Annotated in this window: 26 protein-coding genes; 18 read left to right on the top strand and 8 right to left on the bottom strand. The window is 58.8% G+C overall.

Annotated elements, in window-relative coordinates; all coding sequences use genetic code 11:
- Nucleotides 1-13: 13 nt before the first annotated feature.
- From ruvC to ACR0LI_RS12665, 18 genes are all read left to right on the top strand, one after another.
- Nucleotides 14-511, top strand: a complete 498-nt coding sequence (gene ruvC / locus ACR0LI_RS12750; RefSeq protein ID WP_152457220.1) for a crossover junction endodeoxyribonuclease RuvC — start codon at nt 14-16, stop codon at nt 509-511.
- Nucleotides 508-1,185 carry a Holliday junction branch migration protein RuvA gene (gene ruvA / locus ACR0LI_RS12745; RefSeq protein WP_171229582.1) on the top strand — a complete coding sequence of 226 codons (678 nt, stop codon included), beginning with the start codon at nt 508-510 and terminating at the stop codon, nt 1,183-1,185. Before ruvC ends, ruvA begins: the two co-directional genes overlap by 4 nt.
- A 4-nt stretch (nt 1,186-1,189) precedes the next feature.
- Nucleotides 1,190-2,209: a Holliday junction branch migration DNA helicase RuvB gene (ruvB, locus tag ACR0LI_RS12740; RefSeq protein WP_171229583.1), complete on the top strand. Its 1,020-nt coding sequence runs from the start codon at nt 1,190-1,192 to the stop codon at nt 2,207-2,209.
- A 63-nt stretch (nt 2,210-2,272) separates the two neighbouring features.
- Nucleotides 2,273-2,896 carry a hypothetical protein gene (locus ACR0LI_RS12735; RefSeq protein WP_480718661.1) on the top strand — a complete coding sequence of 208 codons (624 nt, stop codon included), beginning with the start codon at nt 2,273-2,275 and terminating at the stop codon, nt 2,894-2,896.
- Nucleotides 2,893-3,276, top strand: a complete 384-nt coding sequence (gene ybgC / locus ACR0LI_RS12730; RefSeq protein WP_171636827.1) for a tol-pal system-associated acyl-CoA thioesterase — start codon at nt 2,893-2,895, stop codon at nt 3,274-3,276. The genes ACR0LI_RS12735 and ybgC overlap by 4 nt, the downstream gene beginning before the upstream one ends.
- A 110-nt stretch (nt 3,277-3,386) precedes the next feature.
- Nucleotides 3,387-4,082 (top strand): protein TolQ, encoded by a 696-nt coding sequence (tolQ, locus tag ACR0LI_RS12725; RefSeq protein WP_152457225.1) that lies wholly within the window; start codon nt 3,387-3,389, stop codon nt 4,080-4,082.
- 2 nt (nt 4,083-4,084) lie between these two features.
- Nucleotides 4,085-4,561 (top strand): protein TolR, encoded by a 477-nt coding sequence (gene tolR / locus ACR0LI_RS12720; protein ID WP_152457226.1) that lies wholly within the window; start codon nt 4,085-4,087, stop codon nt 4,559-4,561.
- Nucleotides 4,562-4,570: 9 nt separating this feature from the next.
- The gene (locus tag ACR0LI_RS12715) at nt 4,571-5,674 is read left to right on the top strand and encodes an energy transducer TonB (protein WP_480718613.1); all 1,104 of its coding nucleotides are present in this window, start codon (nt 4,571-4,573) and stop codon (nt 5,672-5,674) included.
- Nucleotides 5,671-6,990, top strand: a complete 1,320-nt coding sequence (gene tolB, locus ACR0LI_RS12710; RefSeq protein WP_171232590.1) for a Tol-Pal system beta propeller repeat protein TolB — start codon at nt 5,671-5,673, stop codon at nt 6,988-6,990. The genes ACR0LI_RS12715 and tolB overlap by 4 nt, the downstream gene beginning before the upstream one ends.
- Nucleotides 6,991-7,062: 72 nt before the next feature.
- Nucleotides 7,063-7,569 (top strand): peptidoglycan-associated lipoprotein Pal, encoded by a 507-nt coding sequence (gene pal, locus ACR0LI_RS12705; protein ID WP_152457229.1) that lies wholly within the window; start codon nt 7,063-7,065, stop codon nt 7,567-7,569.
- Between the two features lie 4 nt (nt 7,570-7,573).
- Nucleotides 7,574-8,398 carry a tol-pal system protein YbgF gene (gene ybgF / locus ACR0LI_RS12700; RefSeq protein WP_171636830.1) on the top strand — a complete coding sequence of 275 codons (825 nt, stop codon included), beginning with the start codon at nt 7,574-7,576 and terminating at the stop codon, nt 8,396-8,398.
- Nucleotides 8,389-9,648: a tRNA lysidine(34) synthetase TilS gene (gene tilS, locus ACR0LI_RS12695; protein ID WP_480718612.1), complete on the top strand. Its 1,260-nt coding sequence runs from the start codon at nt 8,389-8,391 to the stop codon at nt 9,646-9,648. The genes ybgF and tilS overlap by 10 nt, the downstream gene beginning before the upstream one ends.
- Nucleotides 9,649-9,723: 75 nt before the next feature.
- Nucleotides 9,724-11,637: an ATP-dependent zinc metalloprotease FtsH gene (gene ftsH, locus ACR0LI_RS12690; protein WP_171636833.1), complete on the top strand. Its 1,914-nt coding sequence runs from the start codon at nt 9,724-9,726 to the stop codon at nt 11,635-11,637.
- Nucleotides 11,638-11,734: 97 nt separating this feature from the next.
- Nucleotides 11,735-12,331: an MOSC domain-containing protein gene (locus ACR0LI_RS12685; protein ID WP_480491478.1), complete on the top strand. Its 597-nt coding sequence runs from the start codon at nt 11,735-11,737 to the stop codon at nt 12,329-12,331.
- A gap of 144 nt (nt 12,332-12,475) precedes the next feature.
- Nucleotides 12,476-14,152 (top strand): formate--tetrahydrofolate ligase, encoded by a 1,677-nt coding sequence (locus ACR0LI_RS12680; RefSeq protein ID WP_171170859.1) that lies wholly within the window; start codon nt 12,476-12,478, stop codon nt 14,150-14,152.
- 60 nt (nt 14,153-14,212) lie between these two features.
- The gene (locus ACR0LI_RS12675) at nt 14,213-14,518 is read left to right on the top strand and encodes a chorismate mutase (protein ID WP_171636837.1); all 306 of its coding nucleotides are present in this window, start codon (nt 14,213-14,215) and stop codon (nt 14,516-14,518) included.
- Nucleotides 14,519-14,571: 53 nt separating this feature from the next.
- Entirely contained in the window at nt 14,572-15,462 is an 891-nt protein-coding gene (folD, locus tag ACR0LI_RS12670) for a bifunctional methylenetetrahydrofolate dehydrogenase/methenyltetrahydrofolate cyclohydrolase FolD (RefSeq protein WP_171636839.1), read from the top strand.
- 369 nt (nt 15,463-15,831) lie between these two features.
- Nucleotides 15,832-16,425 carry a LytTR family DNA-binding domain-containing protein gene (locus ACR0LI_RS12665; RefSeq protein ID WP_480718611.1) on the top strand — a complete coding sequence of 198 codons (594 nt, stop codon included), beginning with the start codon at nt 15,832-15,834 and terminating at the stop codon, nt 16,423-16,425.
- Between the two features lie 2 nt (nt 16,426-16,427).
- Here ACR0LI_RS12665 and pdeM read toward each other — a convergent pair whose 3' ends face one another.
- From pdeM to ACR0LI_RS12625, 8 genes are all read right to left on the bottom strand, one after another.
- Nucleotides 16,428-17,090: a ligase-associated DNA damage response endonuclease PdeM gene (gene pdeM / locus ACR0LI_RS12660; RefSeq protein WP_480491481.1), complete on the bottom strand. Its 663-nt coding sequence runs from the start codon at nt 17,088-17,090 to the stop codon at nt 16,428-16,430.
- Between the two features lie 40 nt (nt 17,091-17,130).
- Nucleotides 17,131-19,542, bottom strand: a complete 2,412-nt coding sequence (locus tag ACR0LI_RS12655; protein WP_480718610.1) for a ligase-associated DNA damage response DEXH box helicase — start codon at nt 19,540-19,542, stop codon at nt 17,131-17,133.
- A 40-nt stretch (nt 19,543-19,582) separates the two neighbouring features.
- Nucleotides 19,583-20,890 carry an ATPase gene (locus ACR0LI_RS12650; RefSeq protein WP_171636847.1) on the bottom strand — a complete coding sequence of 436 codons (1,308 nt, stop codon included), beginning with the start codon at nt 20,888-20,890 and terminating at the stop codon, nt 19,583-19,585.
- 115 nt (nt 20,891-21,005) lie between these two features.
- A complete protein-coding gene (locus ACR0LI_RS12645; RefSeq protein WP_171724435.1) occupies nt 21,006-21,551 on the bottom strand; it encodes a prepilin peptidase in 546 nt (181 codons plus the stop codon).
- 3 nt (nt 21,552-21,554) lie between these two features.
- Complete coding sequence (locus tag ACR0LI_RS12640; RefSeq protein ID WP_171636850.1) at nt 21,555-22,406, bottom strand: tetratricopeptide repeat protein; 852 nt, start codon at nt 22,404-22,406, stop codon at nt 21,555-21,557.
- Between the two features lie 30 nt (nt 22,407-22,436).
- Entirely contained in the window at nt 22,437-22,979 is a 543-nt protein-coding gene (locus tag ACR0LI_RS12635; RefSeq protein ID WP_371732270.1) for a tetratricopeptide repeat protein, read from the bottom strand.
- Nucleotides 22,980-23,036: 57 nt separating this feature from the next.
- Entirely contained in the window at nt 23,037-24,011 is a 975-nt protein-coding gene (locus ACR0LI_RS12630; RefSeq protein WP_171636852.1) for a type II secretion system F family protein, read from the bottom strand.
- A gap of 10 nt (nt 24,012-24,021) precedes the next feature.
- The gene (locus ACR0LI_RS12625) at nt 24,022-24,990 is read right to left on the bottom strand and encodes a type II secretion system F family protein (protein WP_117869719.1); all 969 of its coding nucleotides are present in this window, start codon (nt 24,988-24,990) and stop codon (nt 24,022-24,024) included.
- Between the last annotated feature and the right edge of the window lie 8 nt (nt 24,991-24,998).

The following is a 24,998-nucleotide window of genomic DNA, read 5'->3' as shown; positions in this document are numbered from 1 at the left end:
GCCGAGGCAAAACATGCGAATTCTGGGCATTGATCCGGGGCTTAGGACCCTGGGGTGGGGCGTCATCGAATCAAATGGCAGCCGCCTGAGCCACGTGGCCAACGGTTTGTGCAAGTCGGATGGGGATGATCTGGGTGAGCGGTTGTTGTCTCTCCACAACCAGATTGTCGAAGTCATCGCCGATCACCAACCGGACCAGGCAGCCATCGAACAGACCTTTGTGAACAAGGACGGTGCCGGTACGCTCAAACTGGGTCAGGCGCGTGGGGTTGCGTTGCTGACACTGGCTCAGGCTGGTTTGCCGGTTGGGGAATACGCCCCGAACCGGGTCAAGAAAACGGTCGTGGGTGTGGGGCACGCGGAAAAAGAGCAGGTGCTGCACATGGTCAAACTGCAATTGCCCGGATGTCAACCCAAAGGGGCGGATGCAGCCGATGCTCTGGCGATTGCGATTTGCCATGCCTATTACGGCAAGACCCAACAGGTGCGTGTGAAAGAGGTGCGGGCATGATCGGAAAACTCACCGGAAGGCTGGACTATCGCGCCGCAGATCACGTGCTGATCGATGTCCGGGGGGTGGGATACATCGTCTATTGCTCTGACCGGACCATGGCGGCACTGCCGGGCGTGGGCGAGGCGGTTTCGATCTATACGGACATGGTCGTGCGCGAAGACCTGATGCAGCTTTATGGCTTTCTTTCGCTGGTCGAGAAAGAATGGCATCGCCTTTTGTGCTCGGTTCAGGGGGTCGGAGCGAAAGTCTCTCTGGCGATCCTCAGCGCGCTGGGGCCGGACGGTGTCAGCCGCGCAATCGCACTGGGAGATTGGGCGGCGGTCAAGGCGGCGAAAGGTGTGGGGCCGAAAACAGCGCAGCGGATCGTTCTGGACCTCAAGGACAAGGCGCCGGGCGTGATGGCCATGGGTGGCACGGTGATTGATGCGATGGATGGCCCTTCGATCGAAGTTGTAGAGCCTGTCGAGGCAGCGCCTGCTCCGAAGCGGACGCCAAAACCAGCCTCTGGGGCCGCTGCGGCATCAGCGGGTGCGCTGTCTGCCTTGTCCAATCTGGGTTATGGGCCGTCGGATGCAGCAGCCGCGGTTGCCGAGGCCGCCGCCAACAACCCGGATGCAGACGAAGCGGGTTTGATCCGTGCCGCCCTGCAATTGCTGGCTCCGAAAGGCTGAATGAATGGTAGACGCTGATCCCACTGTGCGCCCGGACCCATTGCCCGAGGACAACGACCGCGCATTGCGCCCGCAGGGCTTGGATGAGTTCATCGGTCAGGCCGAGGCGCGCGCCAATCTGCGCATCTTCATCCAATCCGCCCGCCAGCGGGGCGAGGCGATGGATCACACGTTGTTCCATGGCCCTCCGGGGTTGGGCAAGACGACGCTGGCGCAAATCATGGCGCGTGAACTGGGGGTGAATTTTCGCATGACGTCCGGGCCGGTTCTGGCGAAAGCGGGCGATCTGGCTGCGATCCTGACCAATCTCGAAGCGCGTGATGTCCTGTTCATCGACGAAATCCACCGCCTGAACCCGGCGGTGGAAGAGGTGCTTTACCCCGCGATGGAGGATTTCGAGCTTGATCTGGTGATCGGCGAGGGGCCCGCTGCGCGAACGGTTCGGATCGAGTTGCAACCCTTCACGCTTGTCGGGGCCACGACGCGCATGGGTTTGCTGACCACACCTTTGCGCGACCGGTTTGGTATTCCGACCCGGTTGCAGTTCTACACCGTGGATGAACTGCATGAGATCGTCACCCGAAACGCGCGGAAACTCGGCGCTCCGGCAGATGATGAGGGCGCACGCGAGATTGCGCGCAGGTCGCGCGGTACACCGCGCATCGCCGGACGTCTGCTGCGCCGGGTGGTGGACTTCGCCATTGTCGAAGGAGATGGGCGGATCACCCGCGAACTGGCTGACGGAGCCTTGACGCGGCTGGGTGTGGACCATTTGGGGCTGGATGGTGCGGACCGCCGATATCTGAAACTGATCGCCGAAAATTACGGTGGTGGTCCTGTCGGGATCGAAACGATGTCAGCCGCGCTGTCTGAAAGCCGGGACTCGCTGGAAGAAGTGATCGAGCCCTTTCTGTTGCAACAGGGGTTGATCCAGCGGACACCGCGTGGGCGGATGTTGGCGCAAAAGGCCTGGACGCATCTGGGCATGGCTGCACCCAAGCGGCAGAGCGATCTGTTCGGTTGAAGCTTGCGCTTGGAAAATTTATGCCTTCGGCGAGAGTATTTTCGAAAAGATGAAGGCTTGACCGTGACACCGGAAGAGATTGAGGCGCTGTTCACGCGCGAAAGCGGTGAGTTTCTGTTTGCCCGTTGGGGACGACCCATCGTGCCGATTGTGTTTGGCGTTGAAGATGAAACGCTGTCCACTGTGAAGGGCGCCTTCGAGGCGGTTTTCACCTTGGCCGGTCACAAAATGGCCGAAACCGACCCCGAACTTGGTGCCAACTGCATGGTCTTCTTCTTCCGGGATTGGAAAGAGCTGCTGGACGTGCCGGATCTTGATCGTCTGATCCCGGATCTGGCACCGTTGGTCGGGCGCTTGGTTGAAGCGGATGCAAACCAGTACCGCATCTTCCGGTTCGAAGAAGACGGTGCGATCCGCGCGGCTTTTGTTTTTCTGCGCATGGACAAGCAGTTGTCCAAGATACCGGCGGAAACGCTGGCGCTGAGCCAGGTGGTGCAGACCATCCTGCTTTGGTCCGATACTGCGTTTCGGACGCAATCTCCGCTGGCCGTGGCGGGCGAAACGACGATCCTGCGCCCCGATATTGCTGCGTTGATTCGGGCTGCTTACGATCCGGTTTTGCCCGGTTCGGCGCAGGATGCGTCTCATGCGCTCAGGTTGTTTGCCCGGTTGGAGCCACCGCAATGAAACATTCCTACCCGGTTCGTGTATATTATGAAGACACCGACATGGGCGGCGTCGTCTATCACGCGAACTATCTGCGGTATATCGAACGTGCGCGTTCGGATTGGGTGCGCAATCTGGGCAATGACCAGAACGCGATGCGGGAAGAAGGCATTGTTTGGGTCGTGCGGCGGGTCGAGGCCGATTACCTTTCGCCAGCCAGGTTCGATGACGAACTGATCGTCGAAACCGAAGTCACGGAAATCTCGGGTGTGCGGCTGACCATGGCGCAGCTGGTCCGGCGTGGCGAGACCGAGATTTTTCGCGCCTCGGTCACTGCCGTGTGTATCAACAAGGATGGCAGGCCGATCCGGCTTCCGGCAGAGATTCGCGCATTGATGTAACAATTTGCGGGTCAGGGGTGGTTCTATTGGCATTTCAGCCCCAACTGCGTTAGCGTTTGGCAAAACAAGGCCAAACAAACGGCCGTCAGGCAAAAACAAAGAGCAGGTTCATGGAAGCTGAAACGCTGGCGCTGGCGCAGGAGATCGATTTCTCCATGTGGGGGCTGTATGCCCGCGCGACCTTTATCGTCAAATTGGTGATGTTGATGCTGATCGGTGCATCCATCTGGTCCTGGGGCATCATTATCCAGAAGCTGATAAATTACCGCGCGGCCCGTCGCGAGGCGCAGGCATTTGACGAGAGCTTCTGGTCCGGCAACCCTTTGGACGAGCTGTTCGAGCAGATCGGAACCCAGCCGGATGGCAGTTCTGAAAAGATTTTTGCGGCCGGAATGATCGAATGGCGCAGGTCGCACCGAAATGATGGCGGATTGATTGCCGGAGCGACCGCGCGGATAGACCGGTCCATGGATGTGGCCATAGCGAAAGAGGCAGAGACCTTGCAGAAAGGTCTGCCCATACTGGCCACGGTTGGATCGACTGCGCCGTTCATCGGCCTGTTTGGTACCGTCTGGGGCATCATGAATGCGTTTATTGAAATCGCCGAACAGCAGAATACCAACCTGGCGGTCGTGGCCCCGGGTATTGCCGAGGCACTATTGGCAACGGGGCTCGGCCTTCTGGCCGCGATCCCGGCGGTTATTTTCTACAACAAGCTCAGTGCAGACTGTGACCGCATCGTGGGCGGCTATGAGGCCTTTGCTGACGAGTTCGCGACCATCCTGTCGCGCCAGTTGGACAGCTGACAATGGGCGCGGCGGTTCAGCAATCCTCGGGTGGAAACGGGCGCAGACGCGGTCGGCGTCGCGGTCGTGCGCAACCCATGGCCGAGATCAACGTGACACCGTTTGTGGATGTCATGCTGGTTTTGCTGATTATCTTCATGGTGGCCGCGCCATTGCTGACGGTCGGTGTTCCGGTAGATCTGCCCAAGACCGCCGCCAGTGCTTTGCCCGGTGACAATGAAGAACCTTTGACCGTAACCCTGACGGCAGATGGACGTGTGCAGATCCAGACAACTGACGTGTTGCGCGAGGAACTGATCGGCAAGCTGCGGGCCATCGCCGCAGAGCGGAGCAGTGACCGGGTTTTCCTGCGCGCCGATGGCGCGATTCCTTACGCGCAGGTCATGCAGGTCATGGGCGCGCTGAACGCGGGCGGGTTTTCCAACGTTGGGCTTGTGACCGATACGGGCGGGCCGACGCTGGACGAAGGTGGAGAGTGAGGGCGCACGGTGGATACCGGCACCAAGATTTCGGCGATTGCGCATGTCAGCCTGATCGGAGCGGCGCTTTTCGGCGGTACCTTCCGGTCCGAGCCTTTGCCGATGGCCGTACAGGATGTGTCCGTGATAACCGCTGAACAATTCGCGGCCATGACGGCCCAGCGGGATGCGCCTGATATCCCGGAGGTGCCGACGGCATTGCAACAACCGCCCGAACCACAGGCTGATAGCACGCCGCCAGAACCTGTGGTCGAGGAACAACCCCGCCCTGAACCCGTCGTGCCTGCCGAACCCGAACCCGAGCCTGCCCCCGTTATCGTCGAAGCACCGCCGGAACCGGACGTGCCGGATGAGCTGCCGGTACTGACAGCGCCCGAGGTCGAACCTGTCGCACAGCCGGTGCCTCCGGGGCCCGAGGCGCAGCCGCGCCCGTCCGATCGTGTTGCCCCCGAGGCCATGGCGCCACCACCGCCCGAGGCAAAACCGGATGATTTCGAAACGCCGCCGGTGTCTCTGGACGAGGGCGCCGAGGTTCAGCAAGAACAACAGGATCAGACCGCGCCGGAAGAAGCGGCCCCCGAGATCGTGACCGAGGCAGAGGAAACCAAAGAGCAGTCTCCGCTTACGTCACCGCGACCGCGGGTGCGTCCGAACCGCCCAAGCCCACCGCCCGAACCCGTTGTGGCAGAGACGCCCGAGGCGGCGCCCGAACCTGACGCGCAAGCCGACGAGGCCGCGATCAATGACGCTTTGGCCGAAGCCTTGGGCAGTGGAACCCAGCCATCCGGCCCACCGCTGACCAGCGGCGAGAAGGACGCGATGCGATTGGCCGTGTCCAAGTGCTGGAATGTGGGCTCTTTGTCTACGGATGCACTGAGTACTGTGGTCGTTGTGGCTTTTTCGCTAAACCGTGATGGTACGGTTGTGGATGGCAGCATTCGGATGCTGGACAGTTCTGGTGGGTCTGCTGGTGCGGCCAATCAGGCTTATCAGGCCGCCCGGCGCGCGATTTTGCGCTGCGGGGCCAGAGGATATGATTTGCCTGCTGACAAATACGCTCATTGGCAGGATGTTGAGATTACATTCAATCCCGAGAGGATGCGGATCAAATGATGAAACTTCTGACCAGCCTCTTTGTCGGCCTGACGCTGATGTCTGCGCCGGTTCTTGCACAGAACGGTCCCCTGCGACTGGAGTTGGACCAGGGCATTATCGAACCATTGCCCTTTGCGGTGCCGAACTTTGTTCCCGATGGTCCGTCAGCGGCGCAATATGCACAGGACATCTCGCGCGTGGTGGCGGCTGATCTGACAGGAACCGGGTTGTTCCGCGAGATCTCTTCGGATGCCTTCATCAGTCGGGTCAGCAGCTTCGAAGCACCAGTTCAGTTTGCCGATTGGAAAGCGATCAATGCCGATGCGCTGATTACGGGGGCGGTCAATGTTTCGGGCAAGAACCTCACGGTTCGGTTCCGGGTCTGGGATGTGTTTTCGGGTCAGGAGCTGGGCAATGGGTTGCAATTGGCAGGCACCACCGAGGGCTGGCGGCGCATGGCCCACAAAGTGGCAGATCAGGTGTACAGCCGGATTACAGGCGAGGGCGGTTATTTTGACAGCCGCGTGGCCTTTGTTTCGGAAAGTGGACCGAAAAACCAACGCCTGAAACGTCTGGCTATCATGGATTATGATGGGGCGAACGTGCAGTACATGACCGACAGTGCCGCAATCGTTCTGGCGCCGCGCTTTTCGCCTACTGGCGATCGGTTGCTGTACACCAGCTATGAAAGCGGCAGCCCGCGCATCTATGTTCTGGATGTGGGCCGCGTCAAACGACAGGAACTGAAGACGCAGGACGGAACCATGAGCTTCTCGCCCCGCTTTTCGCCGGATGGCCGGTCGATCGTGTATTCCTTGATTCAGGGGGGAAACACGGACCTGTGGAAAATGGATCTGGCGTCGGGGCAAAGCACGCGTCTGACCAACACGCCAGCGATTGAAACCGCCCCCAGCTATTCGCCGGATGGCAGCCGGATCGTGTTTGAAAGCGACCGTTCGGGCACGCCGCAGCTTTACGTGATGCCCGCGAATGGCGGCGAGGCCACGCGGATCAGCTTTGGCTCGGGTCGTTATGGCACGCCGGTATGGTCGCCGCGCGGCGATCTGATTGCCTTTACCAAGCAAAATCAGGGCCGCTTCCACATCGGGGTGATGCGCACGGACGGATCAGAGGAACGCTTGTTGACCGCCTCGTTTCTGGATGAAGGCCCAACCTGGTCGCCCAATGGCCGCGTCATCATGTTCACCCGTGAAACGCAGGGCGCCAGCGGCCGGGCCTCGCTGTATTCGGTGGATATCTCGGGCCGCAACCTGCGCCCGGTGCGTACACCGGATGGCGGCAGTGATCCGTCATGGGGCCCACTACAGAATTGATCGCAGCAAAGTTCACAACGAATCGTCCCTGTGGTAGACAGGCGGCAACAATCAAAACACGAGGCACTTGAAATGAATGTATTGAGCAAAGTCCTGGCGTTGGGCGCGCTGAGTGTGATCGCCGCCTGTACGAACAATGACCCATCCGCCTTGGGCGGAAGCGGTGCTGGTGGCACAGGCGCAATCGTACCGGGCTCGCCCAGTGACCCGCGTTCGCCTGCGTATTTCCAGCAGACCGTCGGGGATCGTGTTCTGTTCGCCGTGGACCAGTCCACCCTGACACCACAGGCGCAGACCGTGTTGCAAGGGCAAGCGGACTGGCTTCTGGCCAATCCGGATTTTGTTGCCACGATCGAAGGTCACGCGGACGAGCAGGGTACGCGCGAGTATAACCTTGCGCTGGGTGCGCGTCGCGCAAATGCTGCTCGTGAGTATCTGATTTCGCGCGGTGTTGCTGGCAACCGTCTCAAAACCGTCAGCTACGGCAAGGAGCGCCCAATTGAGATTTGCAGCGTTGAGGAATGCTATTCCAAGAACCGCCGCGCAGTGACTGTGCTGACCGGATCAACACTGGGGTAAGACAATGCGTATGGCAGGATGGGTATTGGCGGCGGTCATGGCGACAGCCGGTGTTGCACAGGCACAGGATCAGCAAACCCTGGCCGACATACGTCAGGAGCTGACGGTGCTGCATGTGGAAATTCAGCGTCTGAAGCGTGAGTTTTCCACCACAGGATCGCCCGCGCCAAACTTGTCCGGCAGTTCGGTTCTCGATCGGGTTGACGCCATTGAAGCGGAACTGCAACGCCTGACCAGTCAGACCGAGCAGCTTAACCAGCGTGTGCAAAACATCGTCTCAGACGGCACCAATCGCATCGGAGATCTGGAGTTCCGCCTGTGCGAGCTTGAGGCAAACTGCGAGATTTCAGGCGAACCGACCAGCACACTGGGCGGAGAGGGCACAGATGTAGGTACGGCCGTCATCACGCCTGCCACGCCATCCCAAACCGATCAGGGTGAACTGGCCGTGGGCGAGCGGGCGGATTTCGACGCGGCATCGCAAGCACTGGCCGATGGGAATTACCAGACTGCGGCTGATTTGTTTGCGCAGTTTGATGCGAACTATCCTGGCAGCCCCCTGGCGCCCGAAGCGAATCTGAAACGGGGTCATGCGCTCGAAGGCCTTGGCGACACCCGCGAAGCGGCACGGGCGTTTTTGGCAAGCTTTACCGGAGATTCCGAAGGCGCATTTGCCCCCGAGGCGCTGTTCGAGTTGGGCGCGGCGCTGGGGCGTCTGGGGCAGACCGATCAGGCCTGCATCACGCTCAATGAAGTTGGCGTGCGCTTTCCATCCGCACCGGCATTTGCGGATGCGACGCAAGAGATGTCTGCGCTGGGGTGTTCTTGAACCGTCACAGCGAAAACCTGCTTGCAGAGCTTCGCGCCCGGCTTCCCGAAAGGCTTCCGCCTAAACTGGGCGTGGCGGTCTCGGGCGGTGGGGATTCCGTGGCGTTGATGCATCTTTTGCATCAAGTCGCCCAAAACGAAGAGATCGCCCTTTTTGTGGCCACGGTCGATCACGGCTTGCGCCCCGACGCAGCGCAGGAGGCCGTGACAGTGTCGCGCCAGGCCGCTGCTTTGGGGCTGCCGCATGACATTTTGCATTGGGCGGGTTGGGACGGATCGGGCAATGTTCAGGACGAGGCCCGCAAGGCGCGTTACAGCCTGCTTGCCGGTTGGGCGCAACAGCGCGGAATCGACGCCATCGCGTTGGGGCACACGGCAGATGATCAGGCGGAAACGTTGCTGATGCGATTGGGTCGTTCATCAGGTGTCACGGGACTGTCCGGCATGTCGGCAAGTCGGCAATGGGAAGGGGTGACATTGCTGCGGCCAATGCTGGGGATCACACGCAAGGATCTGAGAGCCTACCTGACCGGTATCGGCGCAACATGGGTCGAAGACCCGTCGAATCAGGACCCTCGTTTCGACCGGATCAAGGCACGAGAGGCCATGTCCGGCCTCAAACCACTGGGAATTGATGCGCTTTCACTGTCGCGAGTGGCCGACAATCTGGCGCAGGCCAATGCAGCCCTGGGCGTTTTTGCGCAGGAATCCGCACGCAATGTCGCCCAGATCGAACAATGCGACGTGAAGGTGAACAGGGCCGGTTTTGCCGCATTGCCCAAGGAAATCCGACGCCGCGTGTTGCTTGGATGCCTTGCCTGGATCGCAGGGCAGGGATATCCCCCGCGTCAGGCGGCGGTCGAGCAGGCCATGAAGGCCATAACCGACGGGCGGGCAGGGTCGCTCAGCGGTTGCCTGTTGGTCCCGGAAGGGATGAGTGTTTGGATTTGCAGGGAATTCAAGGCCGTGGAGGCTCGGATTTCAGCACGTGACGAAGTTTGGGATGGCAAATGGGTCTTGACCGGTCCCGAAATTTCCGGTGCCGAGATCCGCGCTCTGGGTGAAGACGGGCTGCGACAGGTGCCTGAATGGCGCGAAACAGGCCGGCCCAGGCTGGCCTTGAGTGCGACGCCCGCGGTCTGGAAGGGGGGCGTGGTGCTGGCTGCTCCGCTTGCGGGATTCGCGAATGGATGGCGCGCGGACACGACGCCGGAATGGCCCGAGTTCCACGCATCTTTTTTATCGCATTGAACATACCACAATCCTCTCTATTTTAAGAGGTAACTTGGCAGCTCCTCACCTGCCGGAACTTTTGGGAGAATTTCCTTGGGCAACGCTCGCAATATCGCGTTTTGGGTCGTTCTGTTCCTGCTAATCCTTGCACTGTTCAATCTGTTCAGTGGACCGGGCGGAACGCTTCAGAGCAATGAAAGAACTTACTCCGATTTCGTCGGCGCCGTGCAAGGCGGTGAAGTCAAGAACGTGACGCTGGATGGTGAACAGATCCGCTATACGACCGAGAGCGGTGCAACTTACGTCACGATCAAACCCGGCGATGCCGAGGTCACCAAGCTTTTGATCGATGAGAACATCCCGGTTCAAGCGGTCAAGCAACAGCAGTCGGGCTTCCAGTCTTTCCTGATCACGCTGTTGCCGTTCCTGTTGCTGATCGGTGTCTGGGTCTATTTCATGAACCGGATGCAGGGCGGCGGCAAAGGCGGTGCGATGGGCTTTGGCAAGTCCAAGGCCAAAATGCTGACCGAAAAGCATGGCCGCGTCACATTTGACGACGTCGCGGGCATCGACGAGGCCAAGGAAGAACTGGAAGAGATCGTCGAATTCCTGCGCAATCCACAGAAGTTCAGCCGCCTTGGCGGTAAGATCCCCAAGGGCGCGCTGCTGGTCGGACCTCCGGGCACCGGTAAGACCTTGCTGGCCCGTGCCATCGCGGGTGAGGCGGGTGTGCCGTTCTTCACTATTTCAGGGTCCGACTTTGTCGAGATGTTCGTGGGTGTCGGTGCATCCCGTGTCCGGGACATGTTTGAACAGGCCAAGAAGAATGCGCCTTGTATCGTCTTTATAGACGAGATCGACGCGGTGGGTCGCCATCGTGGCGCTGGCTACGGCGGTGGTAATGACGAACGCGAACAGACCCTCAACCAGTTGCTGGTTGAGATGGACGGCTTTGAGGCCAATGAAGGCGTGATCATTCTGGCGGCCACCAACCGTAAGGATGTTCTGGATCCCGCACTGCTGCGTCCAGGCCGCTTTGACCGTAATGTGACCGTTGGCAACCCCGACATCAAAGGCCGTGAGAAGATTCTTGGCGTGCACGCACGCAAGACACCTTTGGGCCCCGATGTCGATCTGCGCATCATTGCTCGCGGCACGCCGGGCTTCTCGGGTGCCGATCTGGCGAACCTCGTGAACGAGGCTGCTTTGATGGCCGCCCGCGTGGGTCGCCGCTTTGTCACCATGGAAGACTTTGAGAACGCCAAGGACAAGGTGATGATGGGCGCCGAGCGCCGCTCGATGGTGCTGACCCAGGACCAGAAGGAAAAGACAGCCTATCACGAGGCCGGCCATGCCGTTGTCGGCCTGACCCTGCCGTTGTGCGATCCTGTCTACAAAGCCACGATCATTCCGCGCGGTGGTGCGCTGGGTATGGTGGTTTCGCTGCCTGAAATGGATCGCCTGAACTACCACCGTGATGAGTGTGAGCAAAAGCTGGCCATGACCATGGCCGGCAAAGCCGCCGAGGTCATCAAATACGGTGAAGACCACGTTTCGAACGGCCCGGCCGGAGATATCATGCAGGCCAGTCAGCTGGCGCGTGCCATGGTGATGCGCTGGGGCATGTCGGACAAGGTTGGCAACATCGACTATGCCGAGGCGCATGAAGGCTATCAGGGCAACACCGCAGGGTTCTCGGTGTCGGCCCATACGAAAGAGCTGATCGAAGAAGAGGTGAAGCGCCTTATCCAGCAGGGTTATGAGCGCGCGCACCAGATTCTGACCGAACAGCACGAAGCATGGGAACGCCTGGCGCAGGGCCTGCTTGAATACGAAACCCTGACGGGTGATGAGATCAAGCGCGTTATGAATGGTGAATCACCCAGCGAGGATGATGAAGGCGACAAGCCGGATGAAGGCAGCGCGCCCAGTGTCACGGCCATTCCCAAGACAAAGGCCAAGAAATCTCCGCCCGATGGCGGGATGGAGCCTGAACCCACCGCATAGTCAAAAAAGACCCGGCGCATAGTCCGGGTCTTTTTTCTTTTCATCGGTGTTTTGCCGGGCAATATGCGCGCAAGAAAAAGGATGAAACGGGAAGGCTATGCCATTTTTGCGTGAAACCGAATTTGCCGCCGAAGCAGTCTGGCTTGGCTATGTCCCTGCGGGAACCTCCTTGCGGGCCAAGGCTGTTGACGCGCTGGATCTGGGTTTTGACGGCGTGAAGGGTGAGCGCCACGAAGGCCTCAATCGGGCGTCCTGTGTCCGGGTCTCGAACCTTTACCCGAAAGGCACTGAAATTCGCAACGTGCGTCAGCTTTCAGTTTTGTCCGAGGAGGAGTTGCAGCAAATTGCGCAGGACATGGGGTTGGATCAGCTTGACCCGTCCTATCTTGGGGCTTCCATTGTGCTGCGCGGAATCCCGGATTTCTCTCATATTCCCCCGTCCTCGCGTCTTCAGGCAACGAACGGGGCGACGATAACAGTGGACATGGAAAACGCCCCTTGTGTTCTGCCGGGGCGCGAGATCGAAGCGGATCAACCGGGGCATGGCGCAGCTTTCAAACCTGCGGCGGCCGGGCGTCGGGGCGTCACGGGATGGGTCGAACGCCCGGGTCGCATTCAACTGGGGGACCGGCTGAAACTGTTTGTTCCGGATCAACCTGTTTGGGCTTGTGAAAACGGGCTTGTTTCCGATTAGAAACCCCTGAAACGAACTTACGACGCTTCGCGACGCCAGAATGTCGGAATCCATGGCTATCGGGATTGTACACAAGGGTATGGAATGCACAGCGCCGACGCCCCGCGTCGGTTTTGCACGGTATTCAATCAAGGACCCCGGCCAATGAGCTACAAATCCGATATCGAAATCGCCCGCGAAGCGAACAAAAAGCCGATTCAGGAAATCGGTGCCAAGATCGGCATCGACTCTGCGGATCTGCTGCCTTACGGCCATGACAAGGCGAAGGTTAGCCAGAACTTCATCAACTCGGTTCAGGACCGCGAAGACGGCAAGCTGATCCTGGTGACTGCAATCAACCCGACCCCGGCAGGTGAGGGCAAGACCACGACCACAGTGGGTCTGGGTGACGGCCTGAACCGCATCGGCAAGAACGCGATGATCTGTATCCGCGAAGCTTCGCTTGGCCCGAACTTCGGTATGAAGGGCGGCGCCGCGGGTGGCGGTTATGCGCAGGTCGTTCCGATGGAAGAGATGAACCTGCACTTCACCGGTGACTTCCACGCCATCACCTCGGCGCACTCGCTGCTGTCGGCAATGATCGACAACCACATCTACTGGGGTAACGAGCAAGAGATCGACACCCGCCGTGTCGCATGGCGCCGTGTGGTCGATATGAACGACCGTGCCCTGCGTCAGATCACAGCTTCACTGGGTGGTGTATCGAACGGCTTCCCGCGCGAAGCTGGTTTTGACATCACCGTGGCGTCCGAGGTTATGGCGATCCTCTGCCTGGCAAACGACCTGAAGGACCTTGAAAAGCGTCTGGGCGACATCATCGTTGCTTACCGCCGCGACAAGACGCCGGTCTACTGCCGTGACATCAAGGCCGAAGGCGCAATGACCGTTCTGCTGAAGGATGCGATGCAGCCGAACCTGGTGCAGACGCTGGAAAACAACCCGGCCTTCGTCCACGGCGGCCCGTTTGCGAACATCGCGCATGGCTGTAACTCGGTCATCGCGACCAAGACCGCTCTGAAAGTTGCCGACTATGTCGTGACCGAAGCCGGTTTCGGTGCGGATCTGGGTGCCGAGAAGTTCATGAACATCAAGTGCCGCAAGGCGGGCATTGCCCCGTCGGCTGTGGTGCTGGTTGCGACCGTGCGGGCAATGAAGATGAACGGCGGCGTTGCCAAGGCCGATCTGGGTGCGGAAAACGTTGAGGCCGTCAAATCAGGCTGTGCCAACCTTGGCCGTCACATCGAGAACGTGAAATCCTTCGGTGTACCGGTTGTCGTCGCGATCAACCACTTCGTCACCGATACCGATGCCGAAGTTCAGGCGGTGAAAGACTATTGTGGCGAGCACGGCGTCGAGGCGGTTCTATCGCGTCACTGGGAGCTGGGTTCCGAAGGGTCTGCCCCATTGGCCGAGAAAGTCGTCGAAATCGTCGAAGGTGGCACCGCGAACTTCGCACCGATCTACCCCGACGATATGCCTCTGTTCGAGAAGATCGAAACCATCGCCAAGCGCATCTACCGCGCTGACGAGGTTCTGGCTGACAACAAGATCCGCAACCAGCTGCGTGAATGGGAAGAAGCCGGATATGGCAACCTGCCGGTCTGCATGGCCAAGACGCAGTATTCCTTCTCGACCGACCCATCGCTGCGCGGTGCACCCACGGGCCATTCGGTTCCGGTGCGCGAGGTACGCCTGAGCGCGGGCGCGGGCTTCATCGTGGTCGTCTGCGGCGAGATCATGACCATGCCTGGTCTGCCCCGCAAACCGGCTGCCGAAACCATCTGCCTCAATGACGCAGGTGAGATCGAGGGCTTGTTCTAAGCCGCCGAATAGGACATCTCGTGGTCCGGGGATTCATTCCCGGGCCATGAGGAGATGACGATGCCCACTCTGACACCGCCTCAGAACTGCAACACGATGCAGGAGCTGCGGGCTGAGATCGACAAGCTGGATCGCCAACTGATCGAAATGCTGGTGACACGCGCCAGCTATATCGACCGCGCGTCGCAGCTGAAACCGGGCGAGGGCCTTCCGGCCCGTATCCCGGAACGTGTCGAAGAGGTGGTGCAACGCGTGCGTGCAAGCTCGGACGCGCTGGGGATGGACCCGGATCTGGCCGAGAAGCTGTGGCGCATATTGATTGACTGGTCGATTGCACGCGAAGAGCGCGTGATTGGCACCGACTGACTGACCGGGCGTTCTGTGCGCCCGATCCGTTTTTTGAAAGAAGGGATCGAAGTATGGTAGCTCAGGTTATCGACGGTAAGGCCTTTGCCGCAAAAGTGCGCGGTCAAGTTGCCGATCAGGTCGCAAAGCTGAAAGAAGAAAACGGCATCACCCCCGGCCTGGCCGTGGTTCTTGTGGGCGAAGACCCAGCCAGCCAGGTTTATGTCCGCTCGAAGGGCAAAATGACCGTTGAAGTCGGCATGAACTCGTACGAGCACAAACTGGACGCCGCGACGTCGGAAGAAGACCTGCTGGCGCTGATCGACAAGCTGAACAACGACCCGGCCGTGCATGGCATTCTGGTTCAGTTGCCGCTGCCCAAACACCTGAACGAGGATCTGGTGATCAACTCGATCGACCCGGCCAAGGATGTGGATGGCTTCCACATTTCGAACGTGGGCCTTCTGGGCACCGGTCAGAAATCGATGGTGCCCTGCACCCCGCTGGGCTGCCTGATGATGCTGCGTGACCACCACGGTTCGCTTTCCGGCATGGACGCCGTTGTGATCGGCCGCTCGAACATTGTGGGCAAACCGATGGCGCAGCTGCTGCTGGGCGACAGCTGCACCGTGACCATCGCGCATTCGCGCACCAAGGATCTGCCGGATGTCGTACGCCGCGCCGACATCGTTGTCGCCGCTGTTGGCCGCCCCGAGATGGTGCCGGGTGACTGGATCAAGGAAGGCGCGACCGTGATCGACGTAGGCATCAACCGCATCGAACGCGACGGAAAGAACAAGCTGGTCGGTGACGTGGACTATGCCAGCGCGTCCCAGCGTGCTGGCGCCATCACTCCGGTTCCGGGTGGTGTAGGTCCAATGACCATTGCATGCCTGTTGGCCAACACTTTGACTGCGTGCTGCCGCGCCAACGCTCTGCCCGAACCCGAAGGTTTGACGGCGTAAGGCAATCTGGTCGGGTCGATCATATCGGCCCGGCACACTCCTCGGTTGTGCGTGACCCTGCGAGACAATCGTTGCACGCTGTAGCCATTTTGCCTTGAATGGGTTTGACAGCTTGAGAAATCGTGATATCCCAGTATTCCCAGTTGGTTACAGGTAAGGTGCATCAGTGCGTGTCGTGCTAAGGTTGAATTTTGTTGAGTCATGCACAAAAGCGGTATGACGTCTGGGATTAACACTATTCGGAATGCTTGTACCCCACAGCGAGTGACGGCGGGCCTTGTCTTTCTTCCCTTGCTTGCCTACGCGTTTCCTCCGTTTCTGGTCGCGGATCTGAGCTTCGGTTTGCGTCTTCTTTTCTGGACCGGGGTGATGGTCCTTGCCCTGACAGTCACCGGTTTGGCGCGCAAGCTGATGCAGAAAAACCCTGTTCTGTTGAATGTTCCCGTCCGTGATCTGGCATTCGCGGCACTGATCCTGGTTCTGTTCACGCCGTCCCTTTGGATATTGGCGTGGGTCCTGTTCACGTGCGGGGGCCACATAGTACCTGGCGCCCAGACCGTAGCGGTATATGGGGTCCTGTTTGCAACGGGTTTGGTTCTTGTGCAACGCAATGATCTGAACCCATTGATGGCCTCGACCCCGAACGTCGAGAAGCCGCGCCTGATCAGGCGTCTGCCGCCTGACTTCGATGGTCAAATCCATCGTTTGACGGTCAGGGACCACAATGTGGATATTGTCACTTCAGAAGGCACGTTCACGGTCCGCTCGCGCTTTACGGACGCAATTGCCGAGATGGAGCCGGTCCCCGGGCACTGTTCGCACCGGTCACATTGGGTGGTAGACGCGTCCATTGTTGGGCTTGAAAAAAAAGCGGGTAAAACCTTTTTGCGCCTGATGAACGGCGATCTGGTTCCAGTAAGCCGCAAGTACAAACCGAAGTTGGAAGAAGACGGGTTGATCTGAACTCAACGCGGCATTGGGATCATCTGTGGTTGCGGACCCGTCAGAATGGCCATTGCGTCCGAGCCCATGAGATCGGAAAGTGCCCGATCCGAACTGCGCAACCCCCCGGTGTAAGTTCCGTAGGCAGGCAGGATCAGCCGGTTTCTGTCCAGCAGAAAGGCGGGCCGGGAAATGTGCCTTCCTTTTGTCCGAATCTGTGCTTTCGGATGAAAATGGCCTGAAATTTCACCTTGCGGCCGATCCTGGGCGATGTGACGAAAGACAAGACGGCCGCACTGCCATTCGACCAGATGAGAGCCCCCCATCTCGATCGGGCCGGGATCGTGATTCCCTTCGATCCAGATCCATTGGCGCCCGGCCTGCAAAGTCGCAATCCTCAACCCTTCTGCGTCGGGCAAGGTTTGGGCCGCTTCGAGATCGTCAAAGCTGTCACCCAGGCAGATGACGGTTTCGGCGTTGGTGTGTTCCAGATCGCGCGCCAGCCGGTCAAGCGTTTCGCGACTGTCATAAGGCGGAAGCGTAGCCCCGCCCCGTCGGGCCATACGTTCTGATTTTCCCAGATGCAGGTCCGAAACACAAAGCAGTCGCCGCGCCGGCCACCATAATGCGCCAGACGGCAACGCAGCGAGTTGCTGGTTTGCAAAGGAAAATTCACACACGTTCATGATACGTTCTTGACCTGATTCCACATCTTGCGCAAGGGCTTCAAAGCTGGTCCAACCCGGCGGCTTCCAGCAGGCGGGCGCTTTCTTCGGCAAGCAGCCTTTCTTCGGCGGCCCCTTTGACAGGCACCTTTCCGACCTCAAGAAACAGCGGCGCGGCCAGTGGGGAAACGCGGTCCAGACGCAGCTGATCGATGCGGTCGCCGATGCGCGCCAGCATTGCCTCGATCCGACCGAAGTCAACCAACCCGCGCATGGCTTCTTCGCGGGTGATCTGCATCAACAGATGATCGGGATCATATTTCAGCAAAGTGTCATAGAGAATATCCGACGAAAACGTGGCTTGCCGCCCGGTTTTACGTTGCCCGGCCAAGTTGCGTTCGATCAGACCGGCAATCGTGGCCGACGCGCGAAAGGTACGCTTCATGACTGCGTTGCCTGCCAGCCATGTGTCCAGCCCGTCACGCAGCGCTTCGGGTTGAAACAAAGGGCGTGGGTCAGTGACCGCATCCAAACCCCAAATCAGCGTGGCATAGTCTGTGGCGACAAACCCCAGCGGCGCCAAACCGGTTTCCTCCATCCGTTTGGTCAGCAGCAGCCCCAGTGTTTGTTGCGCGTTGCGGCCGGCGAATCCGTATACGCACAGATGCTCTCGCCCGTCGCTTGGAAAGCTTTCGATCAGCAGACGATCGCGTTGAGGCAGGCGGGACATTTGGCGCTGCAAGTCCAGCCAATCAGCCGTATGGGAAGGCAGGTGCGGCCAGTCAGTTTGGGCGAACATGCGCAGAATGCGGTCGCTGAGTTGCGTTGAGGTCGCAAATTTCGTGCCCGAGAAGGTCGCGATCTTTGGTTTGCGATCGGCGCGACGGCTGACTTCGACCACCATTTCACGCAGACCCTCATACCGTACGATCTGTCCGCCGATCAGGAAGGTATCGCCGGGGGTCAGCGAAGCAGCAAAGGCTTCCTCGACTTCGCCCAACGGTTTACCACCACGGCTGCGTTTAAGGCGAACTTTGAGTGTATCCGTGTCCTGAATCGTGCCCAAATTCATGCGAATGCGCGACGCTGCGCGGGGATCGCGCAATTGCCATTGCCCGTCGGCGCGCTGCTGTAACCTTTGCCAGCGATCATAGGCGCGCAAGGCGTAGCCACCGGTGGCACAGAAATCCAGACAGGAGTCAAATTCGGATCGGGTCAACTGTGCGTAAGGTCCCGCGGATGTCATCTCGGCATATAGATCATCAGCGTCAAAGGGCCCGGCACAGGCCGCAATCAGAATGTGCTGGCACAACACATCGCGGGGGCCGGGGCCTCGGGGTTCTCCGTCCAGGTCATGGGCTTTGGCGGCCTCGAGCGCAGCGACGCATTCGACAACCTCAAAGCGGTTGGCAGGAACCAGCAGCGCCTTGGAAGGCGCGTTGTAGCGGTGGTTGGCCCGACCAATCCTTTGCACCAGCCGCTTGACGTTCTTGGGCGCACCGATCTGAATCACCAAATCGACATCGCCCCAATCAATGCCCAGATCGAGGCTGCCGGTGCAGACAATGGCGCGCAATTCGCCACGCACCATCGCGGCCTCGACCCGCTCGCGTTGCTGCCGGTCAAGGCTGCCATGATGGATGCCGATGGGCAGGCCGTCGTCATTCGCCAGCCACAGATTGTGAAAGTAGATTTCGGCCTGCGCGCGGGTGTTGTGAAAGATCAGCGTGGTCTTGTGCCGCCGGATCTGGTCCAGCACAGCCGGAATCGAATAGGCCGCGCCTCCGCCGGACCAGGGCGGCGTTTCCGTTGTTTCCAGCATCTGGATGTCCGGATCCGGGCCGGGATCGGCCTGCACGATCCGGCAGGGGTCTGGGTGGCGCGCCAGAAAGCCGGCAATTGCCACGGGGTCTTCGACCGTGGCTGACAGGCCTACACGACGCAGACCCGGGTTGAGGCGCTGAAGACGTGCCAGGGCCAGCATCAGCTGATCGCCGCGCTTGCTTTCCGCCAGTGCGTGGACTTCGTCGACGATGATCCGCTGTACCCCATCGAACATGCGTGGCGCATCTTCGTAAGATGTCAGCAGTGCAAGGCTTTCCGGTGTGGTCAGCAGGATATGGGGTGGATCGGCCCTTTGGCGTTTTTTCTGTGTGGCCGAGGTGTCACCGGTGCGATCCTCGATCCGGATGGGCAGGCCGATCTCATCCACCGGGGTGCGCAGGTTACGTTTGATATCCGCCGCCAGCGCCTTGAGCGGCGAGACATAGAGTGTATGCAACCCGTTGTGGTCCCCGTCGGCCAGTTCGGACAGGGAAGGCAGAAATCCGGCCATGGTCTTGCCGCCACCGGTTGGGGCGATCAGCAGGGTTGCCGGTTCCTTCGCCCGGTCGAACATCTCTTTCTGATGTGGGTGGATGGACCAGCCTTTGGAGGAGAACCACGTACCAATCCGAGCGGGAATCTGCGTCATGGTTGCAGATTACCCGCCCGGAGGAGGGATTGGCACGGCGTTATTTGACGATTTTCTCGTCTTTTACGAACATGTTGGCCCAGGCACGGTCAATCAGGTCCGGGCTCATCTGATAAGGGATGCCTTCGAACTCGCAGATCGAGATCATCTGATCGATCAGGAAGATCGGTTGGTAGTTGGCATAAATATTGTTGATGGTCGGGTACTTGACCTTCAACAGGTGCACCAATGCCGCCTCATCCAGCGGCATACCTCGTTTGCGGGCCACCATGGCAAAGATTTTCAGGAAGTTCTCCTGATTGGGGCCGTCAATCTTGATCTTGAAGAAGATCCGGCGCAAGGCCGCTTGGTCGAAGATCTCATTGGGGTGGAAGTTGGTCGAGAAGATGACCAGCGTGTCAAACGGAACTTCGAACTTTTCACCCGATTGCAGGCCGAGGATATCCTTGTTTTCTTCAAGCGGGACAATCCAACGGTTGACCAGCGCCTGCGGCGGTTCGGCCTGACGGCCAAGGTCATCAACGATGAAAATGCCACCGGTGGATTTCAGCTGCAACGGGGCCTGATAGGTTCGTGCGGTCGGATTGTAAACCAGATCCAACATACTGAGCGAGAGCTCACCACCGGTTACGACGGTAGGGCGTTCGCATTGCACATAGCGAGAATCGAACCGCTTGCGACGACGCAGGCTGTTGGGGTCGTCCGGCTCCTGTTCGATCGCCGTGTGCACGATCGGGTCATAGACCGTGATCACCTGACCCGCATATTCGATAGCGTAGGGCACATAGACGTTATCACCCAACGCATCCCGGATCCCGTTCGAGATTGAGGATTTACCGTTGCCCGGAGGACCGTACATCAGAATCGATCGGCCCGCACTGACCGCCGGGCCCAGATGGTCCAGCAGGCTGTCGGGCAGAACCAGGTGACCCATTGCGCCAACTAGTTGCTCTCGCGTGACCTGAATATTTCGGATCGACTGGCGTTTGACCTGCTCGCGATAGACATCCAGCGGCACCGGCATTGCGCCGAAATATTCGGATTGGCTCAGCGCATCCAGCGCACGGGCCTTGCCTGCATCGGTCAGCTGATATCCCATCTCATTGCCGCTATTGGCGTTCAGTGTCCCGGTCGCTTCAAGCAGTTTCTGATCGCGCGCGATATCGACCAGTTCCTGTGTTACAGAACCAGGCAGACAGATGGCTTCGGCGACTTCTGATACCGTGCTCGCGTTTTTGCGAAAAATCGTCTTCAGCAGAATGTCCCGCATCATTACAAGCGGAAGCTTCATTTCGCCCAGACCTTTGGGGGCAGGGGGGGCCATAACAGAGGAATTCTGCATATTCATGCGCGGTGCTCGTCCATCAAAATGTCACGCCAAGAAGCCGAAAACGGGCGTCTTGAAGAAAATGAACCAGCTTTGTGGCGGGACAAAGGCAGCGGCAAGGCGCGCTGATGATAGTTTACGATCCGAGAACAGTGCCCAGAATCAGGTACATCGCCAATGATCCGCCCAAGGCGAAACCCATCGGAAACTGTTTGCCCCGGCTCCAGCTTTCCCAATGCGGCGCGATCGTGCGCAGCCTTGTGATCTTGGCCAAACGATGAGTGACCACGGAAGCCAGAATACAGGCGGTCAGGATCATAAGCATAATTCGCAGATCGCCCAGCCAGACAAACGCCGATGCGGCGGCCAGAAACTTGGCATCGCCAGCGCCCATGGTGCCCGCGGCGTTCAGGAAGATACCAATGACCAAAACCACGACGATATGCAGCAGTTGCCAGAAATAGACCGGCATAGACACGGTGATCGGCCCTAGGTTGCCGCCGACACTGCCTGTAGACCAGGGCGGGATGGCGATCAGTCCTATCACGATGTAAACCAGCGTCAGCGCAAGGACTGCATGGTTCTTGATCCGCATCTCACGCATATCCGTGAAGGCCACGTAAAAACAGATCGGCAGCACAAACGGCAGAAACCAGGCCGCTGCCACTGCGGGTATTTGCATGTGTCAGGCCCCTTCAAGCGCCCGAAGCGAGCGGACCGCCTCGTCGAAATGCTGCGGGTGGGTTGAAATGGCTTCGCGGAAAAGGTTCTTGGCGGTGGTTATATCGCCCTGTTTGACTGCCGAAATACCCATCGTGTTGAGCAGACGCGCCCGCTCGACCTGAGTCATCGGGACGACTGGCAGGCTATAGTTGCCTTGCGCTGATCGGGCCAAAACCAGGTTGTTCTTGGCAGTAAACAGCGAGTTGTCCTGACGGATCGCTTCCGAAAACAACCGCTCCGCTTCGGCATATTCGCCGCGGGTCAGTTTGGAATATCCCCAGTTGTTCATCACACTGCCCGGACGTGTCGTCAGCCCGACAGCGGTTTCATAGAAATGATCCGCGCGTTTCCACTCTTTCCGGGAATCCGCAACGACTGCCTCGAGGCGATACCGTTTGAAGGTTTCAAAGGTTGGGGGAACCGAATCCAGAACGGTTTTCGCCTGCGACCAGTCGCCGTTTCGGACCAATGCGTCCGCGTATTCAACCTTGTCCGCGGCGTTCGTGCCCTTCATCGTTGTGACGCGCTTCCATGCGGTCACGGCCTCGGTCGTGCGTTTGGCACGGCCCAAAGAAATTGCCAGTCCGCGCTGAAGATCGATCCGGTCCGGGTTCTTGAGCGCTGCGCCGTGGAAATAGGTCACCGCTTCGTTTGGATCTGCGGCGCTCAGAAGCACATCGCTCAGGTTTGTTTCGTCAATAACGTTCACTTCCTGAAACGTTCGTTCAACCTTTTCCTCTTCGGTTTCCTTTGCACAGGCCGAAAGGATCAGACCACTGATAACAACACTCGGAATCAAGAATTGCTGGCGCATTTTTTGCGTCCTTTACTGCTCTCGCCTCAATTACTGGATCTTGCGTAGCGTGAATTGCCCGTCGCCAAGCTGCTCCAGTGTGTATTCTTGTTGTTCTTGTGGGGTATTATTAACAGGATTTTCCATTTTTGCGAGTGCTAAGCGCAGATTGTCCCGGATTGCGTCACTTTCGCCATTGTCCAGCGCATAGGCACGCTGAAACACTTGCGCGGCCTCGGGGTATTCCTGTTTTTCCATCAGCAGGACACCCAGATTGTTCCAGGCCACCGGCCAGTCCGTGTCGTCTTCGACGGCTCTGCGCAGAAGTTTTTCGGCCTGTCCCAAGCGGCGTAGCCCCACATTTGCGGTACCCAGAGACGTCAGGACCTGGGGCGTCATACCCTGTTCCAGCGCGGCCCGGGTAAAGGTTTGAAGCGCCAGTTCGTATTCTCCGGCGGCCATCAATCTGTTTCCGACCTCGATGCTGTCCTCGGCCTGACCTTTGGTGTCAACTCCCGGTGCATCCAAACCGTTGGGTGACAGGCCTTCTGTACAAGAAGCCACCATGGCAAAAACCATGGTGGCCCGGAACATTAGGCGAAACCCGGAAGGGAAGCACCTGAATTCAGCTTTCATATGGCTCTATCCGACCTAGCGTCCAAAACTCGAAATAACATTTGCCGACGGGCCAACCAGAATAATCAGCAGCGGTGGAACCGTCAGCATCATTGTGACAAGAGTCATCTTGGTCGGCAACTTGTTCGCGGCCTCCTCGGCGCGCATCACGCGTTTGTCGCGCATCTCACCGGCGTAAACCCGCAACGCCTCGGCGATTGATGTACCAAATGTTGCCGATTGGATCATGACGGTGACAAAAGAGTTCACGTCCTGAACGCCACAGCGCACGCCGAAGTCGCGCAGGACGGTATCCTTGTCCTTGCCGGCCTTCATTTCATACGCGACGGTTTCGAATTCCTGCGCGATATCCGGATAAGACGCGCTCATTTCACTGGCCACGCGAACGATGGCCTGATCCAGCGATTGACCGGCCTCGACGCAGACCAGCATCAGATCAAGCGTATCGGGAAAACCGGCGGTGATCGCTTCCTTCCGCTCTTCGACCCGTCGCGTGATCCAGTATTTGGGTGCGAAATAGCCGATCGCGCCGGGGACAAGCACCCGGATCATCATCTGTGTTCCGGTAAATTCCTGGCCGCCGGAAAAAACCGTGACCAGCAGAACACCAATGAAAATACCAAGGATCCCCAAGGAAAACTGCGCAAAGTGGAAGAACCGAACCGAATCCTTCGACCTGTAGCCCGCCTGGCGCAGCTTCAGCTCGACGGCCGAGTATTCTTCCTCGTTCTTGGGCTCGAGGAAAGTTGCAAACTTCTCAAGCTGTTCGTTTCGGCTCGAGTTTCGAAGCTGCTCTTTCTTCCCTTTTTTCTGCTTTGGAGGAGCCGCATTCGATCTTTGCAGTTTCTTCAGGGGGTCTTCCGGCTGCTTCATCATCAGTGTGACAGCGACCAGAACCATAAGCAGGCCAAGTACGCCGACAACGATAAGCGGTCCGAATTCACCCAGGTGCTGGGTCAACAGGTCATTGATGCTGGTCAGGATTTCCATGGTGCTGCCCTCAGACCTTGATGTTGGTGATGATTTTCATGACGATCAGGTTCAATGTCAGCAGGATCGCGACAACAAAACACGCGGGAATAAACCAGGGGTGATCCAACACGTCGTCGTAATAGCCTGGGTCCTTGACCAGAATAAAAATCAGACAGGCAACAGGGAACCCGGACAGGAACTTGCCGGACCATTGCGCCTCGGCCGTGATCGCCTTCACCCGACGGAACAGGCGAAAACGGGCGCGGATCACCTTTGCCAATCCGGCCAGAATTTCGGCCAGGTTGCCGCCAGATTGCTGCTGAATACCCACCGCTACGGCAAGAAAGCGCATATCCTGCATGTCCAGACGCTCAGCCATGTCCTTCAGCGCCTCGCCCACATCGCGACCATAGGCACATTCATCAGCGATAACGCCAAATTCGGTTCCCAGCGGATCCTGAACTTCGTTTGCAACCACCTGAATCGTCGACACAAATGGATTGCCAACACGCAGAGATCGTACCATCAGCTCAACCGCATCGGGCAGTTGTTCTTCGATCATTCCCATGCGTTTCTTGGCCTTGTGGTTTACCCAGGCGTAAACGCCGCCGATGCCGATCGCGATGGAAACAACGATACGAAGTGCCGTGTCCGTAGCGGTGCCAATGCTCAAACCGACAAAGGCCATGGCTGATACCAGACCCATGATCATGATCAATTGACGTGGAGAGAACGCGATTGCAGCCTTTTGCGCCTTGTCAGCAAGAAGTGAATACAGAGGAATGCTCTGCGATTTCATATGCTGCTGCATCTCTTTGCGCAGCTGCTCCAGCACCTGTTCGCGTCCGGCACCCTTTTCCAGCATATCCAGGCGCCGGTTGACGCGGCTGTTCAGGCTAATGGACTTGCCGAAGGCGACAAGATAGATGCCCTCGACCAAGGCAAGGACCCCCACAAAGATGGCGACATAAATGATCGCCTCCATAGGCAATTGCATACCCGGTT

The organism is Ruegeria sp. CL7 (assembly GCF_056536445.1).
Note: the sequence above shows the minus strand (reverse complement) of the source record. Positions and strands in the feature narration are given on the sequence as shown.

What these genes read in the sequence shown, in the direction of transcription:
- ruvC (WP_152457220.1), top strand. Translation starts at nt 14, where the DNA reads ATGCGAATTCTGGGCATTGATCCGGGGCTTAGGACCCTGGGGTGGGGC.
- ruvA (WP_171229582.1), top strand. Translation starts at nt 508, where the DNA reads ATGATCGGAAAACTCACCGGAAGGCTGGACTATCGCGCCGCAGATCAC.
- ruvB (WP_171229583.1), top strand. Translation starts at nt 1,190, where the DNA reads ATGGTAGACGCTGATCCCACTGTGCGCCCGGACCCATTGCCCGAGGAC.
- ybgC (WP_171636827.1), top strand. Translation starts at nt 2,893, where the DNA reads ATGAAACATTCCTACCCGGTTCGTGTATATTATGAAGACACCGACATG.
- tolQ (WP_152457225.1), top strand. Translation starts at nt 3,387, where the DNA reads ATGGAAGCTGAAACGCTGGCGCTGGCGCAGGAGATCGATTTCTCCATG.
- tolR (WP_152457226.1), top strand. Translation starts at nt 4,085, where the DNA reads ATGGGCGCGGCGGTTCAGCAATCCTCGGGTGGAAACGGGCGCAGACGC.
- tolB (WP_171232590.1), top strand. Translation starts at nt 5,671, where the DNA reads ATGATGAAACTTCTGACCAGCCTCTTTGTCGGCCTGACGCTGATGTCT.
- pal (WP_152457229.1), top strand. Translation starts at nt 7,063, where the DNA reads ATGAATGTATTGAGCAAAGTCCTGGCGTTGGGCGCGCTGAGTGTGATC.
- ybgF (WP_171636830.1), top strand. Translation starts at nt 7,574, where the DNA reads ATGCGTATGGCAGGATGGGTATTGGCGGCGGTCATGGCGACAGCCGGT.
- ACR0LI_RS12685 (WP_480491478.1), top strand. Translation starts at nt 11,735, where the DNA reads ATGCCATTTTTGCGTGAAACCGAATTTGCCGCCGAAGCAGTCTGGCTT.
- ACR0LI_RS12680 (WP_171170859.1), top strand. Translation starts at nt 12,476, where the DNA reads ATGAGCTACAAATCCGATATCGAAATCGCCCGCGAAGCGAACAAAAAG.
- ACR0LI_RS12675 (WP_171636837.1), top strand. Translation starts at nt 14,213, where the DNA reads ATGCCCACTCTGACACCGCCTCAGAACTGCAACACGATGCAGGAGCTG.
- folD (WP_171636839.1), top strand. Translation starts at nt 14,572, where the DNA reads ATGGTAGCTCAGGTTATCGACGGTAAGGCCTTTGCCGCAAAAGTGCGC.
- ACR0LI_RS12665 (WP_480718611.1), top strand. Translation starts at nt 15,832, where the DNA reads ATGGTCCTTGCCCTGACAGTCACCGGTTTGGCGCGCAAGCTGATGCAG.
- pdeM (WP_480491481.1), bottom strand. Translation starts at nt 17,090, where the DNA reads ATGAACGTGTGTGAATTTTCCTTTGCAAACCAGCAACTCGCTGCGTTG.
- ACR0LI_RS12655 (WP_480718610.1), bottom strand. Translation starts at nt 19,542, where the DNA reads ATGACGCAGATTCCCGCTCGGATTGGTACGTGGTTCTCCTCCAAAGGC.
- ACR0LI_RS12650 (WP_171636847.1), bottom strand. Translation starts at nt 20,890, where the DNA reads ATGAATATGCAGAATTCCTCTGTTATGGCCCCCCCTGCCCCCAAAGGT.
- ACR0LI_RS12645 (WP_171724435.1), bottom strand. Translation starts at nt 21,551, where the DNA reads ATGCAAATACCCGCAGTGGCAGCGGCCTGGTTTCTGCCGTTTGTGCTG.
- ACR0LI_RS12640 (WP_171636850.1), bottom strand. Translation starts at nt 22,406, where the DNA reads ATGCGCCAGCAATTCTTGATTCCGAGTGTTGTTATCAGTGGTCTGATC.
- ACR0LI_RS12635 (WP_371732270.1), bottom strand. Translation starts at nt 22,979, where the DNA reads ATGTTCCGGGCCACCATGGTTTTTGCCATGGTGGCTTCTTGTACAGAA.
- ACR0LI_RS12630 (WP_171636852.1), bottom strand. Translation starts at nt 24,011, where the DNA reads ATGGAAATCCTGACCAGCATCAATGACCTGTTGACCCAGCACCTGGGT.
- ACR0LI_RS12625 (WP_117869719.1), bottom strand. Translation starts at nt 24,990, where the DNA reads ATGCAATTGCCTATGGAGGCGATCATTTATGTCGCCATCTTTGTGGGG.